Origin of the sequence: Alkalibacillus flavidus, from assembly GCF_040545925.1 — a bacterium.
In the GTDB taxonomy this organism is placed as follows: Bacteria; Bacillota; Bacilli; order Bacillales; family Alkalibacillaceae; genus Alkalibacillus; species Alkalibacillus flavidus.
In genome coordinates this window covers 72,047-87,272 of record NZ_JBEPMX010000006.1, presented here as the reverse complement: position 1 = coordinate 87,272, position 15,226 = coordinate 72,047, and the positions used below count along the sequence as shown (strand labels likewise).

Below are 15,226 nucleotides of genomic sequence, written 5' to 3'. Positions count from 1 at the left end.
ATTCCCCTTTCACTCTCTCTATTCCGGTGTATTCATCATATGATTAGCCGTCATCGTTAAACGCTCAAAAATCGAACTACGATACGGTTCTTCGATTTCAGCTTCTTCAAGCGCTTCTTCCATGCAGCTTAACCATGCGTTGCGTCTCGTCGGTGTAATCGTGAAGTACATATGACGTGCGCGTAGCATCGGGTGACCGTGTTCTTGAATGTATAATTGAGGACCACCGAAAAATTGGGTTAGAAATTGTTTTTGTTTTCGCTTCGTTTCGGTTAAATCATCTGGAAAAATAGGTGTTAAGTCAGGGTGTTCAGCGACTCGTTTGTAAAACGCATCGACTAAACGCTGGACTGCTTCTTCCCCTCCGATGGCTTCATAGATGTTCCCTTGTTGATGTGCCAATGTGAAATCCCTCTCTTTTTCAATATTGTAGCAACGGTTGCTCGTTGTATCAATTAATATGACTAGTGTACGCTTCGGAAAAATCTCTCAATTTTATTCGGTGTTGTTCGTTCAGGGATGTTATAGTGCGCTAGAACATTGTGATAATATGCCTTGCCTCGGTCAACTTCGGGCGCTTCGATCTCCAGTTCATAATCGCTCACACCATTGTAGTCGCTCTTATCGAGAACGACGATCATATCACCGTCGTGGCATTCATAACGGTACGTCGTTAATTGGCCTTTGTGGCGAAGGTCACTCGCTTTAATGCCGAGTGCGTCTAGTTGTCTTTGAATGTTCTCACCAAGAGAGATCTCATTTCGACACCATGATTGGAATGACTCGTCGTTTAATGTGTCGTGTGTTTCTAACAATCCGTTTTCAGCTGGTTGCTTTAACGTGGCGATGTATGCATTTGCTTTTTCGCGAATGCGTAATGCAGCGCCAGCGTTTTTTAGTTGAAAATCGTCAGTTTCAAAATAGATATTAACTTGCTTGGCTGCTTCGATGTTAGTCATATAATCAGCCACAAGCTGTTTGTATTCTTCTTCAGTTAGTAAGTTTTTAAATTCAATTTCAATTTCTTGCATGATGTTCACCTCGCTTCACGCTATTTTTCATTATGACGGATAAATTTGTACGATTCAATGATTATGGCTTTTGCCAAATTATGATACAATAATCATAGATTATGACATCTTGGAAAGCGGGGGAAACGCGTTGAAATGGGATATATTTTTAGCACCATACAGCCAAGCCGTCGATGAACTAAAGATTAAGTTAAAAGGCATGCGTAAACAATTCGATTATGAATCAAGACATTCTCCCATTGAGTTTGTGACAGGTCGGGTGAAGCCGATTACGAGTATCGTCGATAAAGCGAAGCGGCGTGAGATCCCGATACCGAAAATTGAAGAGGAAGTCCAAGACATTGCCGGGTTACGTGTCGTCTGCCCGTTTGTCGATGATATTTATGAAGTGGTCGATATTATTAGGGCGCGTCATGATTTTGATATTGTCGAAGAGAAAGACTACATAGAGAAAAATAAAGAAAGCGGATACCGTTCTTATCACGTCATTATCCGTTATCCGGTCGAGACGATTCACGGGGAACGCCATATTTTGGCAGAAATTCAAATTCGCACGCTTGCGATGAATTTTTGGGCGATTAATGAACACTCGCTTAATTACAAATACTCTGGTCAGATGCCGTCTGACGTAACGGAGCGACTAAGAAATGCAGCTGAAGCAGCGTTTCGTCTCGATGAAGAAATGTCGAAAATCAGACAGGAAATACGAGAAGCACAAGAATATTTCAGACGAACGAAAGAATAATCGAGTAGCTATCCATTGAAAAGGTGGGGTTGTTGTGAAATTTGCCGTACAAAGTCGTGGCGATCAAACGTCGAAAGAAATTGAATCAAAGTTCAAAAGTTATTTATCAGAGTTTAATTTAGAGTATAACGAAGAAGAGCCGGATTTAGTCATTTCGATCGGTGGTGACGGGACGCTTTTAGAAGCGTTTCATCGCTACATTCATCGTTTGGATAAAACGGCGTTTATCGGGGTGCACACGGGGCATTTAGGGTTTTATGCCGATTGGGTACCAGATGAATTAGAGAAATTGATAATTGAAATTGCGCGCACACCGTTTCAAGTCGTCGAATATCCGTTGTTAGAACTGACGATTCGCCCGACGGATTATGACGCGGAACATTGTTATTTAGCCTTAAATGAAGTGTCGGTCAAAACGGCTGAAGGCTCTGTCGTCTTAGATGTTGAAATTAAAGGGGAGCAGTTTGAAACGTTTCGAGGTGACGGTTTGTGTATTTCGACACCGTCTGGTTCAACGGCTTATAACAAGGCGTTAGGCGGGGCGATTATTCACCCATCACTTGAAGCGTTTCAAATTACGGAAATGGCGTCGATTAACAACCGCGTCTTCCGTACGGTTGGCTCACCGCTTATTTTGCCGAAACATCATACGGCTGTGATGAAGCCGAAAAGTGAACGTAACTTTTTAATTACGATTGATCATTTAACGATGACATTCAATAAAGTCCATAGCATTCAGTGTCGTGTGGCGAAAGAGAAGGTGCGGTTTGCGCGCTTCCGTCCATTCCCGTTTTGGAAGCGGGTGCACGATTCGTTTATCGCCGACGACGAACAAGGTGTTTAACTGATGAGTATTGTGTTGTCGTGGACGGTTGAACGGAAATATGACCAATGGCTCGTACGTGAGTATTTACTCGACGTGCGAGCTTTTTCAAGTCGATTGTTAAAACGGGTGAAACAAGATGGGAAGATTGACGTTGGTGGTCGTGCTGTCACGGTGAGAGAGCGGTTGCGTTCGGGCGATGTGATCCAGGTGACCATGCCAGAAGAACCGCGAAGTGATGCGGTTACGCCTTATCGAATGTCGCTTGAGATTGTTTATGTAGATAATCATGTCTTGATCGTGAATAAACCGCGGGGGATGGCCGTCACGCCGAACATGAACGACCGGGATCAGGCGACATTAGCTAATGGTGTGCTTCATTACTTTAACGAGCGTGGTATAAGAACGACGCCTCATATCGTGACGCGACTCGATCGGTATACGTCAGGGCTTGTCTTAATTGCCAAACATAGCTACGCGCATCATTTATTGCAAATGACGGATGTGAAGCGGTGGTATACAGCCGTTGTCGAGGGCGAATTGTACGGGTCAGGCACATTATCGTGGCCGATTGCGCGACATTTGCCGTCGATCATCGAGCGGACGGTTAGTAGCGACGGTAAAGAAGCGGTCACGCATTATTGGTCTAAAGCGGTCGGACGTGGGCGCACGTGCGTTCAGCTTGAATTAGAAACAGGGCGGACGCATCAAATCCGTGTTCATTTTGCTCATTTTGGCTATCCGTTAGTTGGGGATGATTTATACGGGCGTTCGTCTATTGATATAACCGGTCAAGCACTGCACGCTCAGTGGCTCAGCTTTGTCCATCCGTTTACATTGAAGCGCGTGACGGCGTATGCTCGGTTGCCGGCTGCGATCCAAGCACTCTTGTAGGGAAAGGCAGTTGTTAGGTCGTTCGGGATTTTGTTTTTTGTAACGGGTTTGACGATGGGAAACATATCGTTAGATGGAATTCGCGATTTTAAGTAACTCTGTTTTTAATTTGTCGCGGTCATCGCTAAAATAGATTAATTGTAAATTGTATTCCATTTCTCCATTAAACCAATGTAATTCTGCGCCTTTGATGGCTTTGTTCATCTTAAATAACCCTGTTATGTCATCGTTAATGTCGACGTCGATGTAATCGCCTGTATTAGAATATCTGCTGTAATATCGATCAAAATTGGCTATCGTATAGCTGATATGTGGGATGGCGGGTTGCGAGATTGATCCTTCTTGCCATTTAGCATCTTCTTCTGTCGAAGGATATTGAATGAATGAGACAATGTTTTCTTTGCTGTTTTCCCAACCTGATATAACGACCTTGGTTTGTTCATGTTCAAAAGGGAAATAAGAAGGGGATTTTATGTCATAAGGCAGTGCTTTTTTAGCAGTTGTTTTGTCTACTGGTTTATAAATCGTGCTTATATCTTCTTGACTGACGTCGAGATAGCCAGTATCTAATGTTTCATTGTTCGTGCATGCACTCATCATAAGTAAGATGAATATCATCATGATAAATTTTTTATACACATGAACACCCTTTTTTAAATGTAAATGGTTAAAGTGAAGATAGGTTAAGTGTATCATCTATTTCCATTATTAGAAATATAAGTCTTTAATAAAAAGCCAGACGAGGATAGTCGCCTGGCTAATCTGTTTCAAACATATATTCTTTTTTGCGTGATTGGATGTTTAAGACGATGCCGATCGCAGCCATGTAGACGAGCAAGGACGTCCCGCCGTAACTGAGAAACGGCAAGGGCAAGCCAGTCAGTGGTAAGAGCTGGATTGACATACCGATGTTTTGGAAAATTTGATAAAAGAACATGCCGACAAAGCCGACTGCTAAATAAGTACCGAATGGATCGCGACAATCAAGCGCAATTTGAATAATCCGATAGATTAATAGGAAATACAAAATAATCACGACACTTGAACCGATGAAACCGAATTGTTCGGCGACGGCGGTAAAAATCATGTCTGAATGCTGTTCAGGAATTGATAGTTGAAAATTACCCAGTCCTTTACCAAATAATTCGCCAGAACCAATTGCAAGCATGGAGCGGATGGACTGCATGCCTGAACCGTCTGCATACAAGTGGGGGTTCTGCCAAGCTTGTATACGGTATACAGCGTGTCTGAATGGGGTATCCATCCAAAAGTTGACGAATTGTTCTGTAAACATTAAGTATATTACGACTAAAAAGCCACTGAACACCGCTATTATCCCAAATAATGAAAAAATGAAGCGCCAGCGAATCCCAGATATTAAGATAAGAAACCCTGCAATCGAGATGATAACCATACCTGATCCCAAGTCAGGCTGCATAACAATAAGAACAAGAGGTGGGATGGTTAAACCTAAAATCTTGATTAGTAGAACAGAATCATATTTTAAATTTTTGTAAGTCCATTGTTCATTATGTGACGTAATGACATGTGCTAACGTAATGACTAGAAAAACTTTCATAAATTCAGAAGGTTGTAGGGAACCGACTGGTAACTGATACCAGCTATAAGAACCGTTGATTTCCACAGCAAAAACAAACAACCCGGCAAGCATAGCAATACCTAAAAAATAAAGGGGCCAAGTTAGTTTGCGATAAAAGTCAAAATCTAGTAACATAATCGCCGCAATCCCTATTCCGCCAATCACGAACCATGTTATCTGTTGTATATAAAAATCGATGTTAGATAAATCCCCTCGCAAATGGGGTTGTAATAAATAAAGCGTTGTAATTCCAATCGCAATGAGACTCACCATTACAAATAGTAGGAAGGTATCGAGTTTTTTTTCGTTGCCGTAGTTCTCCATGGATGGGACTCCTTTAATGTTTTCATCTCTTCTATTTTCTAGTATTTGTGAGCGTTCGTCAATGTGAAGTCGTTAACAGTTTTTGAAAGTTTGCGCTTATGTGAGAAAATGTTTGTAAGTAGGGCGATTTTTTTATAAAATAAGAGCAGGTACTAATAATTAATCATAATTTTATGGCTGATCAGGAGGTCATTTGAATGAATTTTTCTTTAGAAGGTAAGACGTATGTAGTGATGGGAGTTGCGAACCGCCGTAGTATTGCATGGGGTATTGCACAAGCATTGCACAATGCAGGAGCGCGCTTAGTGTTCACGTATGCGAATGAGCGTTTTGAGAAACCAGTTCGTGAATTGGCAGATTCGCTAGACCGTGACGATTCGTTGTTTTATGAATGTGACGTCACAGATGATGAAGCGATCAAGCAGACGTTTACGAGTATTAAAGAGGATGTGGGCGTGATTCACGGCTTAGCGCATTGTATCGCGTTTGCGAACCGTGATGATTTAAACGGTGAATTCGTTGACACGTCACGCGATGGATTTTTATTATCCCAAAACATTAGCGCGTATTCGTTGGCTGCGGTTGCGCGTGAATCGAAGGACTTAATGACTGAAGGCGGCAGCATTGTAACACTCACATACCTTGGTGGCGAGCGCGTCGTGCAAAACTACAATGTGATGGGTGTTGCGAAAGCGAGCTTAGATGCGACGATGAAGTATACCGCGAATGATTTAGGTAAGCATGGCATTCGTGTGAACGCGATTTCAGCAGGTCCAATTCGTACGTTGTCAGCGAAAGGTGTTGGCGATTTTAATTCAATTTTACAAGAAATCGAAGAACGCGCGCCTTTACGTAAGCCTGTTACACAAGAAGAAGTCGGCGATGTGGCTTACTTCTTAATGAGCGATCTATCTCGCGGTATGACAGGTGAGATCTTGCACGTTGACTCTGGTTTTAACATTTTAGGTAAATAATTGAAGTGTGATTGATGAAAAAGCTCAACCTTAGCGGGTTGAGCTTTTTTTGTTGGGGGTGGTGGAGTTGGGTTTATTAAATAATTGCGCTTAGTTTTGAGATAAGTGCGTGAGGTTTTGAAATAACTTAGTGGATTTATTAAATAAGTTGAAGGGTGCGGTGAACTTATTAGATAACTAGAGGAATTTATGAGATAAGTCGGTGGAGTTTTGAAATAAATCCGTCGATTTATTTCAAAAGTTACTGCGTCGAACGCTTGTGGGCTGTTGTGCATAGGTTATGAGTGAGAATTGATCAAGAAGGAGTCGATTTTATGCCGGAAAAACAAGCTAAGCCGCCGTTGTTATTCATTTCAAATCCGCCAGCGATAGACCCGGTCGTGCAGGCACAATCGCAATATTATAGTTCAGAGGAAAAATCGTTAGCGCCAGCAGAAGACGAAGCACATGAATCACCGAATAAACGGCGAAAATTTCACGATATGACGATTGACGAAAAATTACGTTACATGGTCGATATGCCCGATGTGATGCCGAAAATGAAATGCGAAGTTAAAACTGATCAGCAAACGTATATCGGAACTGTCGAACAGTGTGATGACAACCAGCTCGTCATTCGAACCGCCGACCAAGGCTTTCGGGTTAAGATGAAGCGGGACCAAGTGGAAGACGTGCGGTTGGTTGGGTTTTAACCAAGGTATGTCAAGAATATATAAAGAAAAATATTCTAAAATTAAAAATACCTTCTAATTAATTTTATAAAGTGGTTCAGTTAATCGTTAAACTTAACTGAACTACTTTATTTTGTTAGTAGATACTTGATTCAACTTATTTACATTTCGTGGTAAAATAGGTTAAACACCAGTTGCTATATTATAATGTCATTATAAAACATCTTATATTTAGGGGAGTTTATATGTTAATTTCAGCTTTGGTTATGGGATGGGTAGGCGTTTTAATCCATTTAATTATAATGTCGACATTCAAAAAAATGATCAAGCATAATGAGTTTGCTTTTTTGCACTTATTGATGGTGTTTATGTATGCTATGTGGCTTCCTTTGCCCATCACTCTGTATCAATTGCTTGATTCGCATTTGTTACAAGTAGGGATAATTTTTGGTTTTACATACTTATTCATGATAGTGGTAACAATGGCGCTTCAAGTTGGCCATATTACATTTGTTACAAAAAGTAATGAGGAAGAAAATATCTCAAATGAGATTGCTTCATATGTGATGGGAACCTTATCTAATCCGTTTGAAACCATAGCGAATGTGTTCAAAAGTATTTGGGCGTTGTTTTTAGGGTTAGCTTTTTGGAATGCCGGAGAATATCTCATGTCCATTTTGATGTTGGTATTTAGTTTATTGTTTGTTTATTACTTATTTATTGTGCTGGATACCAGTGTATTAAGGCGAATAAAATTGTTTTCAAAGGTTAAAGCGAATACGCTGTTTATAAACCTTGAAACGTTATTGTTTTTCTCGGTCATCATGTTTTATGTAACTTTTCATATTTAACATTAAAGAGTATGTTAGGTTTATTCGATTTTAGAAATGTGAATTAAACATGCACAAAGAGGATGGGATAAAAAGGTGTTCATTTGTGCAAAAGACGAATGTTTAAAATTATAATAGTTAAGCACTAATGAAGCGGAATCAAAACACGTAGACGCCTGTGGGAACCGCACGCGTCTCGAGACCCCACAGGCCATGCTTTCCGGCCGAGTGATGCACCTGCGTCTACTAGCAGTGCTTCGAAGTAGGCTTCCTCGGTGCAAGTTGCACGGAGGATTTTTCGATGATGTTGCCTGGCTCGAGCCGTGCCCCGGTATAGGAAACACGGCGATTGCGCCAGCAGAGCCGATGTTGAGCTTATGTCACGGAGACCCAAGCGAAGTGTTTTGATGGAGCGTCATGCAAGCAGAACCCCGAACAATTTATTTTCATTAAATCGTTCGGGGTTCACTTTGCATTATTAATTTTTGCCTCAGCGTCTTTGTCTTGTTATATCTTCAATTTAATTGGTCTCGAAATTATCTATTACCCTAACGTATTCATAGCTGGTAAGCATGTAACGTGGCAGAAGCAGTCTAGGTTGACGGTGATGCAAATGCCTGTGGCGCGTAAGTTAGCTGTTTTTTGCTTCGTTGGGTCGACGCAGCCGGGTTGTGTATCGGATGGGTCGCGTAGTAATTCGAGTGTGGCGCAGTTGTCACGACCGACGTCATTGACGCGGAAAAAGAAACTATCGAGGACGGTATGATTTTGGTCATTGCGCACCCCAAATCCTCGGAATGGTTCGCATTTGCAGTACAGTAATACGGGCACGGTATCAAGGTTGTTTGGTGCCGTCGTGTCACCGCGCAAATCTTGAATCGATTGCTCACAACCGATATCACAATCGTCATCGACAATGTCATCTTGAGCATCGACGATTTGGTTTAAAATATCTGCGACGCAATTCGTGTCGTCTTTTTTATGATGGTGCTGTTCTTCGCAGCAAGACATAAACAAGCTCCTTTCTGAGATAGTCTTTTGACCATGGTTACGCTAATAATGTATGCCTAGGAGAAACACTAGTGTGGGCATTTGACATGATGTTCGGGTAAAAAAGATTTTTATGCTGAGTGGGGCGTTTACCTAAGCTAAAACGAACGAGTTGAATAGACTAATTAAGGAAGGCAGATCGAAAGGAGTGTTTCTATGTCTCGTTCTAAAAAAGAAGTGCACGTGAATGATTTAATTATACGAGCGGATAATGTCATGGTTGAACAGGCGGAAAAAGAATCGCAACCATGGGTGAAACGTGATGTGGCGAGTGACCATCATCACGATGCCGAAGAGTTTACGAAGTCGGACGATGAGATGGATGATGATCACGACAAGCGACCGCCGTTTTCTTGGATTTAGCGATTTGAGGAACTTGCCTTACTAGGGTGAGTTCCTCTGTTTTTGACGTTAGCGATTTTGTTTTTTTAAATAATTGAGGTTAGTTATTTAATAACTGAGGTGATTTTTGAAATAAATGGGCGAATTTATTTAAAAACTTGGCGAGGTCGTTTAATTTATTTAAAAAATGACTCGACTTATCTCATAAATCAGGGGAGTTATTTCAAAAGTAAGCGGAATTATTTCAAAACTAAAATGGGGATGCGGTCATAAAATGAGACTGTGGTACGAATAATTATGTATAAAAACGGGTATAGGATAACTAAGGAAAGGAGTTGATCGTATGGGTTATATTTTACCGGTTGATCAACACCAATATCAGCGTTATCAACAGCGAGTGACGAGTGAAAATCGTGTTCCGTATATGGTGGAGCGTCCGTTTGGGGCGGAGTTAGACACGCAGCGGAAGCAATCGTTCGAGTATGCGGAAGACCGTAAACAGATGAGTAAACGTTATCAAAACAAACCGGAACAGGATCAAGAGCAACAACAAAGTGCTGAACAAGCTGAAACGATGCAGTTATATATGCCAGAGAATGTGCAACATCCAACTAATATCAAAAATTTCAAAGAACTAACAGGAAAAGGCCGCTTCTTTAGCGAAAGTGTCTAGGTGAGAGTTTTTGCTAAAGGAAGGGTTAATAACATGAAGATGAAGCAACTCAATGACTACTGTTACTACTTTCATAGCTCCGTCAATGTCGGTTATGTGCATGAAGGTGATCAAGGGTTACTAATTGATGCGGGTATTGATGCCTCATCGATTCGCAAAGTGGTGAGGCAATTAGAGGAAAAAGATTTGCCGATCACGCACTTGTTTGTCACACATGCACACGCCGATCATTTTGGCGGGGCTAGCTATTTGAAAAAGCATTATGATGTCAAAATTATCGCACCACCATTAGAAGCGGTCATTATGAAGTATCCGGTGTTGGAGCCGACGTATTTGTTCCAAGGGACGACACCGCCTGATGAGCTTCGAAATAAATTTTTAGAAGGACCACCGATTGATGTTGATATTGTTATCGATGAGGGGCAGCATCAAGTGGACGGGTTCGAATTTGAATGTCTGTTAACGCCGGGGCATAGTTATCATCAATTAGCGATTGCGATGCACGGCATTTTGTTTGCAGCTGATAGTTATTTCGGTGAGAAAGAATTATATAAACATAAAATTCCGTTTTTAACGTGTGCGAATGATACGATCAAAAGTATTGAAAAATTAATGGATACAAATTATGACGGCGCGCTTCCAGGTCACGGTAAGTTTGAGGAAAATTACCATGATACGTTACAAATTAATATTGATTATCATCGCTCGGTTTTGAAAGCGCTATATGAGATGGTGCGGATCTCGCCACACGGTTTGTCTTTAGAAGATATCGTGGCGTATATGTGCGCGCGGTATGACGTCAATGCCGAACAATTATCACAATATTTATTATTCCGCACAGCTGTTTCGGGTTACGTCAAAGCGTTAATCGATGATGGTGATCTACATTGTGTAATTGATAATTATCGTATTATGGTCCAAGCGTCTTAATGACTCAATCCGGCTAGTATGGCATTACATACAAGCCGGATTTTTGTGTCCATTCGGCATACATAACATCCTCGACGGTTAATTGTTGTCGGTTTAACTCATCGTATAAGTCGTCATATCCCCAAGTGATTTCGTCTACATTTTCCCCGATAATTTCGCCGTCTGTAATGATCGCAATCGGCATTTCGACAGCTTGCGGGGTGAATCCTAAATCTTCATTTTTCGGTGTTTGGTATCTATATTTCGGAAGGACGTTGATACTGCCGTTCGTTTCAAACACGGCGTACTCCACTTCTTGGATAGAAAAAACACCCTCATCTCGTAATAAGTGCATCAATTGGTTCATGTCGAGTTTCGCTTTTTTTAAGACGTCTTTTTGAATTTGCCCCCGACGAATCACGAGGGACGGCGCGCCTTCCAATATTTTGCGCGTCCGTCTAAACTTATTCGTCACCCACTCGGTAGTATAAATCAACACGCCCCATAGCGTCACAGCAAATAAAATCATCGGAATGCCGACCTCTTTGTCAAACAACGCGTTACCAACTAATTCGCCTAACACGAGGGCTGCGATGAAGTCGAACGCGGTAATTTGCGTGATTTGCGATTTACCTAACACTTTCGTTAAGACGAATAGCGCGGAAAAACCGACGCATGATTCTAAAAAAATTCTTACAAAATCCACGACAACACCTCCGTCAAACGTCAATCTTATTATGGGACGTGTGTTAGCTTTCATGCATGAATCGATGATGCAGGCACAAACTAATCGCAAATGTGGTATGAAAGGATGAGTTAACGTGCAAGGGAAAATGACGCTCGGGTTAGTGGTGGTAGGCATTGCGTTGTTAATCGGCTGGTTGATGTATCATTGGTTGATTTAATTGTAGGTTGGAGTGGAGGAAAGGATAGACGCAATCGCTATAAGGGGATTAGTCAAGTTGAAAGCAATAAAAAAGCTGGCGTTGTGCCAGCTTTTCCATTCTCTATAAATCTTTCACCATCGTCACATGCGGGATGCCTGCGTCCATGAATTCGTCGGAAATGATTTCGTAACCAAGCTTTTCGTAAAACTTGATCGCGTACGTTTGCGCGTTGAGTTTTGCTTTCGGATAGCCTTTATCACGAATAACCTCTTCCATCGCTAAAATGATGTCGCGTCCGTAGCCGTTGCCACGTTCTTCTTTTAGCACGGCGATGCGCTCGAGTTTGCCGTATTCATCGGTAAAACGAAGGCGACTTGCCGCAATTGGACGGCGTTCGAGGCTATATCCGACGAAATGGATCGCATGGTCATCATGTTCGTCCATTTCTTCTTCAAAAGGGACGTTTTGTTCTTCTACAAAGACGATTTTGCGAATATCGAATGCTTCGTCTTTTTGTCTTATCGTTTCAATCGGTTTTACGTTCAACATCGTCTGTATTACCCCTCGCCAAGCTTAAATGTTTCATGAACAGTCCATGAACCATCTTCTAATTGATAAAGGAGCTGGAAGCGGTCGACTGTATCGTGTAAGTCGAACGATAGTAGGCGCAAGCTTCCGTAAACATCTGAGTGTTCTTCTTCAGATAATTCCTGACTAATCGTAATGTGTGGCACGAATTTGAATTCTCTATTATCAGGGAATGGTTCTTCATGCATTTTTTCATTTAGATAGGTTAATTTCTCATGGTCATCGACCCGTAAATAAATCGTATGTGTCGTCGGGCTGAACGAGCTGACACGTCCAATATGAATATCGAACGGATCAAGATTTTTTGCTAATTCACTACACGCTTGTTCGATTTCTTTAATGTCATCGGCTGATGCTTCAAAGCGTTCTTTTAATGTAATATGCGGTGGTACTAACGAATAGCGTGGATCGTAACGCTTTCGGTAGGAGTTTGCTTCGTCTTGTATTTCTTTCGATGGAAAAATGGCTATACCATAAGTAACTGGTGTCATGATTAAATCCCTCCAAATAAATAATCTCGTTTAAAACTCCGTCAAATGAATTTTTTAACTGTATTTTATATTATAACAGAAAACGGGTAAAAAAATCGCCCCTAGATTGTGCTTATTTTCCGAAAATATGTTCAAGGGCGTTCGGCAAGTCTTTTTGCCACTGTTTCCACGTATGTTTGCCTTCTAATTCTTTGTACGTATAATCTGAAACGCTCTCCGTTAATAGTTGTTGTAAACTGCGATTCGGATTTAAGAAGTCTTCGATATCCCCGTAAGTTGTCTCTACCTCTTCTTCATCAAGGCCGATTGTATGATAGATCGACATCGTATCAATTTCGTCACTTTCTTTCACTAACGATTCCACACGCTCATCGGTATAGGGTGACTGCATGATCACTTTACCGAATGTGTTCGGATATTTTAGCGCCGTCATGAGGGAAACTGTACCTCCGAGTGAGTCGCCCATTAAGACGCGGCACGATTTGACGTGATAACTCGGCAATTCTTTGTCTAAAACGGGCACGACTTCAAAGCGCAAAAACTTCATGTAATTCTCCTGCATATCGCTATCAGGGTGATATTTGTGCCAACGATCATCACGGTCTTGGTAGTGGATGCCACAGAAAATCGTGTTTTCGATTTTGCCTTCTCCGTGCAGTTTATCGCTAACGCGTGCTAGGCGTCCAAGCTGATAATAATCATCACCGTCTTGCACGATGCATAAATGATATTTATATAAGGGGGAATAATTTTCAGGTCGGTAAATGTTAATCGTAAACGTTTCATTCATGTACTCGCTTTCGATAACGCGTTCGACCATAGAACCGTCTCTACCCATTATGATGTCCTCCAGTCTATTGTGTGTTGGTTTATGTGATGATGCTGTATAGTCTATATTTTACCATAATCATCTAAATTCGCGAACTTTTTTGATTTGTCCAAATCCTTGGTTCTGATATAATAAAGTAAAGGAGGTTAACAATTATGGCAGCACATTCCAGTCATATTCCAAGTGATCAAATTGAACAAGCCGCGCGAGAAGCGCTAGAAAATCGCGGGGTCACTATCCATAGTATTGCAGAAATTGTCTATCAAATGCAAAAACCTTATAATCCGACGCTTTCTTTTGAGTATTGCGTCGACAGTGTGAATCGTGTGTTGGAAAAGCGAGAGATCCAGCATGCGTTATTAGTCGGGGTTGAGCTCGATAAACTTGCCGAACAAGAGCAGTTATCGGAACCGTTACAGTCGCTTATCGCACAAGATGAAGGGCTGTTTGGTGTCGATGAAACGATTGCATTCGGTGCCGCGCTCGGTTACGGCAGTATTTCCGTGACGACGTTTGGTCATTTAGACAAAGAAAAAATCGGTGTCATTAAGGACCTTGATAGTAAAGTCGGTGGTCAATGTCACACGTTTTTAGATGATATGGTCGGGAGTATTGCGGCGAATGCGTCGAGTCGAATTGCTCACCGTTTGCGCGATTCGGTCGATGGGTTAACAGAAGATGAAATCGAAAAACGAGACCAAGAAGAGCGGTTTTAAGGAGGATATTTCATGGTTAAGTCATTACAAGATACGAAGACATTAAATAATGGTGTGGAAATGCCAGGCTTTGGGCTTGGTGTGTTTAAAGTATGGGAAGACGATGAGGCACGTTTTAGTGTGCAAAAAGCGATCGAAAACGGGTATCGTCTCATTGATACGGCGTCGTTTTATGATAATGAAGTTGGCGTCGGCCAAGGGATTAAAGATAGTGGTGTTAGTCGTGACGAGTTGTTCGTGACGACGAAAGTGTGGAATGAAGAACAAGGCTACGATAATACGTTGCGCGCATTCGAAGCGAGCATGAATCGTTTAGGGTTAGAGTACTTAGATTTATATCTCGTGCACTGGCCAGTGAAAGATTATTACCGTGACACGTGGAAAGCGATGGAGCGCCTCGTCGATGAAGGGCTCATTCGCTCGATCGGGGTTAGTAATTTTAAACAGCGTCATTTAGAGCATTTAATGGCGGGGGCGAATGTGAAGCCAGTCGTAAACCAAGTGGAATATCATCCGCATTTACAACAACAAGATGTAAAGGCATTTTGTGAGCAGGAAAATATCCAACTTGAAGCGTGGTCACCGCTTAAGCAAGGGCAATTGTTAGAGGATGAGACGATCAAAAAAATTGCTGATAAGCACGGCAAAAAACCGGCGCAAATCATTTTGCGTTGGGATGTCGATATGAATGTCGTCACGATTCCAAAATCCGTGAAAGAGCATCGCATTATTGAGAATAGCGATATTTTTGATTTTCAATTAGACCAAGACGATCTCGCGGCGATTAAGGCGTTGAACCGTGATGAACGTGTCGGTCCAGATCCAGATCAATTCGGATAAGAAAGGGTG

The 15,226-nt window shown here is 41.7% G+C and carries 20 protein-coding genes; 11 read left to right on the top strand and 9 right to left on the bottom strand.

The window, feature by feature from the left end; genetic code table 11:
* Positions 1–18: 18 nt before the first annotated feature.
* A complete protein-coding gene (locus ABID56_RS07190; RefSeq protein ID WP_354219946.1) occupies positions 19–402 on the bottom strand; it encodes a globin domain-containing protein in 384 nt (127 codons plus the stop codon).
* Between the two features lie 62 nt (positions 403–464).
* Positions 465–1,031 (bottom strand): CYTH domain-containing protein, encoded by a 567-nt coding sequence (locus ABID56_RS07185; protein WP_354219945.1) that lies wholly within the window; start codon positions 1,029–1,031, stop codon positions 465–467.
* Positions 1,032–1,161: 130 nt separating this feature from the next.
* Here ABID56_RS07185 and yjbM point away from each other — a divergent pair, with 130 nt between their 5' ends.
* From yjbM to ABID56_RS07170, 3 genes are read left to right on the top strand one after another with little or no spacing between them, the layout of a single operon-like run.
* On the top strand, positions 1,162–1,776 hold the full coding sequence (gene yjbM / locus ABID56_RS07180; protein ID WP_354219944.1) for a GTP diphosphokinase: 615 nt from the start codon (positions 1,162–1,164) through the stop codon (positions 1,774–1,776).
* A 34-nt stretch (positions 1,777–1,810) separates the two neighbouring features.
* Complete coding sequence (locus ABID56_RS07175) at positions 1,811–2,620, top strand: NAD kinase (protein ID WP_354219943.1); 810 nt, start codon at positions 1,811–1,813, stop codon at positions 2,618–2,620.
* Positions 2,621–2,623: 3 nt separating this feature from the next.
* Positions 2,624–3,493, top strand: a complete 870-nt coding sequence (locus ABID56_RS07170) for an RluA family pseudouridine synthase (RefSeq protein ID WP_354219942.1) — start codon at positions 2,624–2,626, stop codon at positions 3,491–3,493.
* Between the two features lie 69 nt (positions 3,494–3,562).
* Here the strand turns inward: ABID56_RS07170 and ABID56_RS07165 are convergent, their stop codons facing one another.
* Both ABID56_RS07165 and ABID56_RS07160 read right to left on the bottom strand, forming a co-directional pair.
* Positions 3,563–4,132, bottom strand: coding sequence for a hypothetical protein (locus tag ABID56_RS07165; RefSeq protein WP_354219941.1), 570 nt, complete (start codon positions 4,130–4,132; stop codon positions 3,563–3,565).
* Between the two features lie 118 nt (positions 4,133–4,250).
* Positions 4,251–5,417, bottom strand: coding sequence for an FtsW/RodA/SpoVE family cell cycle protein (locus ABID56_RS07160; protein WP_354219940.1), 1,167 nt, complete (start codon positions 5,415–5,417; stop codon positions 4,251–4,253).
* 197 nt (positions 5,418–5,614) lie between these two features.
* Between ABID56_RS07160 and fabI the strand changes: the two genes are divergently transcribed.
* The 3 genes from fabI to ABID56_RS07145 all read left to right on the top strand — a co-directional run bounded on the left by fabI (position 5,615) and on the right by ABID56_RS07145 (position 7,913).
* The gene (gene fabI / locus ABID56_RS07155) at positions 5,615–6,391 is read left to right on the top strand and encodes an enoyl-ACP reductase FabI (RefSeq protein WP_167263908.1); all 777 of its coding nucleotides are present in this window, start codon (positions 5,615–5,617) and stop codon (positions 6,389–6,391) included.
* Positions 6,392–6,705: 314 nt separating this feature from the next.
* Positions 6,706–7,083, top strand: coding sequence for a CotO family spore coat protein (locus tag ABID56_RS07150; protein WP_354219939.1), 378 nt, complete (start codon positions 6,706–6,708; stop codon positions 7,081–7,083).
* A gap of 224 nt (positions 7,084–7,307) precedes the next feature.
* The gene (locus tag ABID56_RS07145; RefSeq protein ID WP_354219938.1) at positions 7,308–7,913 is read left to right on the top strand and encodes a hypothetical protein; all 606 of its coding nucleotides are present in this window, start codon (positions 7,308–7,310) and stop codon (positions 7,911–7,913) included.
* A 522-nt stretch (positions 7,914–8,435) separates the two neighbouring features.
* Here the strand turns inward: ABID56_RS07145 and ABID56_RS07140 are convergent.
* Entirely contained in the window at positions 8,436–8,903 is a 468-nt protein-coding gene (locus ABID56_RS07140; protein WP_354219937.1) for a CotY/CotZ family spore coat protein, read from the bottom strand.
* Between the two features lie 195 nt (positions 8,904–9,098).
* Between ABID56_RS07140 and ABID56_RS07135 the strand changes: the two genes are divergently transcribed.
* The 3 genes from ABID56_RS07135 to ABID56_RS07125 all read left to right on the top strand — a co-directional run bounded on the left by ABID56_RS07135 (position 9,099) and on the right by ABID56_RS07125 (position 10,887).
* The gene (locus tag ABID56_RS07135) at positions 9,099–9,305 is read left to right on the top strand and encodes a hypothetical protein (protein WP_354219936.1); all 207 of its coding nucleotides are present in this window, start codon (positions 9,099–9,101) and stop codon (positions 9,303–9,305) included.
* 322 nt (positions 9,306–9,627) lie between these two features.
* On the top strand, positions 9,628–9,957 hold the full coding sequence (locus ABID56_RS07130; protein WP_354219935.1) for a hypothetical protein: 330 nt from the start codon (positions 9,628–9,630) through the stop codon (positions 9,955–9,957).
* Between the two features lie 33 nt (positions 9,958–9,990).
* Positions 9,991–10,887: an MBL fold metallo-hydrolase gene (locus ABID56_RS07125; protein WP_354219934.1), complete on the top strand. Its 897-nt coding sequence runs from the start codon at positions 9,991–9,993 to the stop codon at positions 10,885–10,887.
* Positions 10,888–10,900: 13 nt separating this feature from the next.
* On the opposite strand, the gene ABID56_RS07120 is transcribed toward ABID56_RS07125, so the two are convergent.
* The 4 genes from ABID56_RS07120 to ABID56_RS07105 form a co-directional block, all read right to left on the bottom strand.
* Complete coding sequence (locus ABID56_RS07120; RefSeq protein WP_354219933.1) at positions 10,901–11,572, bottom strand: DUF421 domain-containing protein; 672 nt, start codon at positions 11,570–11,572, stop codon at positions 10,901–10,903.
* 301 nt (positions 11,573–11,873) lie between these two features.
* On the bottom strand, positions 11,874–12,302 hold the full coding sequence (locus ABID56_RS07115) for a GNAT family N-acetyltransferase (RefSeq protein WP_354219932.1): 429 nt from the start codon (positions 12,300–12,302) through the stop codon (positions 11,874–11,876).
* A gap of 8 nt (positions 12,303–12,310) precedes the next feature.
* Positions 12,311–12,832 (bottom strand): 2'-5' RNA ligase family protein, encoded by a 522-nt coding sequence (locus tag ABID56_RS07110; RefSeq protein ID WP_354219931.1) that lies wholly within the window; start codon positions 12,830–12,832, stop codon positions 12,311–12,313.
* Between the two features lie 112 nt (positions 12,833–12,944).
* Positions 12,945–13,670 (bottom strand): alpha/beta hydrolase, encoded by a 726-nt coding sequence (locus ABID56_RS07105; RefSeq protein ID WP_354219930.1) that lies wholly within the window; start codon positions 13,668–13,670, stop codon positions 12,945–12,947.
* A gap of 146 nt (positions 13,671–13,816) precedes the next feature.
* On the opposite strand from ABID56_RS07105, the gene ABID56_RS07100 reads away from it, so the two are divergent.
* Both ABID56_RS07100 and ABID56_RS07095 read left to right on the top strand, forming a co-directional pair.
* Positions 13,817–14,377 (top strand): phosphatidylglycerophosphatase A family protein, encoded by a 561-nt coding sequence (locus ABID56_RS07100; protein WP_354219929.1) that lies wholly within the window; start codon positions 13,817–13,819, stop codon positions 14,375–14,377.
* 12 nt (positions 14,378–14,389) lie between these two features.
* Positions 14,390–15,217 carry an aldo/keto reductase gene (locus ABID56_RS07095; RefSeq protein ID WP_354219928.1) on the top strand — a complete coding sequence of 276 codons (828 nt, stop codon included), beginning with the start codon at positions 14,390–14,392 and terminating at the stop codon, positions 15,215–15,217.
* The last annotated feature ends 9 nt before the right edge of the window (positions 15,218–15,226 follow it).

Excerpts from the sequence above, each read along its gene's own strand:
- ABID56_RS07095 (WP_354219928.1), top strand. The coding sequence starts at position 14,390 with ATGGTTAAGTCATTACAAGATACGAAGACATTAAATAATGGTGTGGAA.
- ABID56_RS07150 (WP_354219939.1), top strand. The coding sequence starts at position 6,706 with ATGCCGGAAAAACAAGCTAAGCCGCCGTTGTTATTCATTTCAAATCCG.
- ABID56_RS07115 (WP_354219932.1), bottom strand. The coding sequence starts at position 12,302 with ATGTTGAACGTAAAACCGATTGAAACGATAAGACAAAAAGACGAAGCA.
- ABID56_RS07145 (WP_354219938.1), top strand. The coding sequence starts at position 7,308 with ATGTTAATTTCAGCTTTGGTTATGGGATGGGTAGGCGTTTTAATCCAT.
- ABID56_RS07130 (WP_354219935.1), top strand. The coding sequence starts at position 9,628 with ATGGGTTATATTTTACCGGTTGATCAACACCAATATCAGCGTTATCAA.
- ABID56_RS07160 (WP_354219940.1), bottom strand. The coding sequence starts at position 5,417 with ATGGAGAACTACGGCAACGAAAAAAAACTCGATACCTTCCTACTATTT.
- ABID56_RS07125 (WP_354219934.1), top strand. The coding sequence starts at position 9,991 with ATGAAGATGAAGCAACTCAATGACTACTGTTACTACTTTCATAGCTCC.
- ABID56_RS07105 (WP_354219930.1), bottom strand. The coding sequence starts at position 13,670 with ATGGGTAGAGACGGTTCTATGGTCGAACGCGTTATCGAAAGCGAGTAC.
- ABID56_RS07185 (WP_354219945.1), bottom strand. The coding sequence starts at position 1,031 with ATGCAAGAAATTGAAATTGAATTTAAAAACTTACTAACTGAAGAAGAA.
- ABID56_RS07170 (WP_354219942.1), top strand. The coding sequence starts at position 2,624 with ATGAGTATTGTGTTGTCGTGGACGGTTGAACGGAAATATGACCAATGG.
- ABID56_RS07100 (WP_354219929.1), top strand. The coding sequence starts at position 13,817 with ATGGCAGCACATTCCAGTCATATTCCAAGTGATCAAATTGAACAAGCC.
- ABID56_RS07135 (WP_354219936.1), top strand. The coding sequence starts at position 9,099 with ATGTCTCGTTCTAAAAAAGAAGTGCACGTGAATGATTTAATTATACGA.
- ABID56_RS07110 (WP_354219931.1), bottom strand. The coding sequence starts at position 12,832 with ATGACACCAGTTACTTATGGTATAGCCATTTTTCCATCGAAAGAAATA.
- fabI (WP_167263908.1), top strand. The coding sequence starts at position 5,615 with ATGAATTTTTCTTTAGAAGGTAAGACGTATGTAGTGATGGGAGTTGCG.
- ABID56_RS07140 (WP_354219937.1), bottom strand. The coding sequence starts at position 8,903 with ATGTCTTGCTGCGAAGAACAGCACCATCATAAAAAAGACGACACGAAT.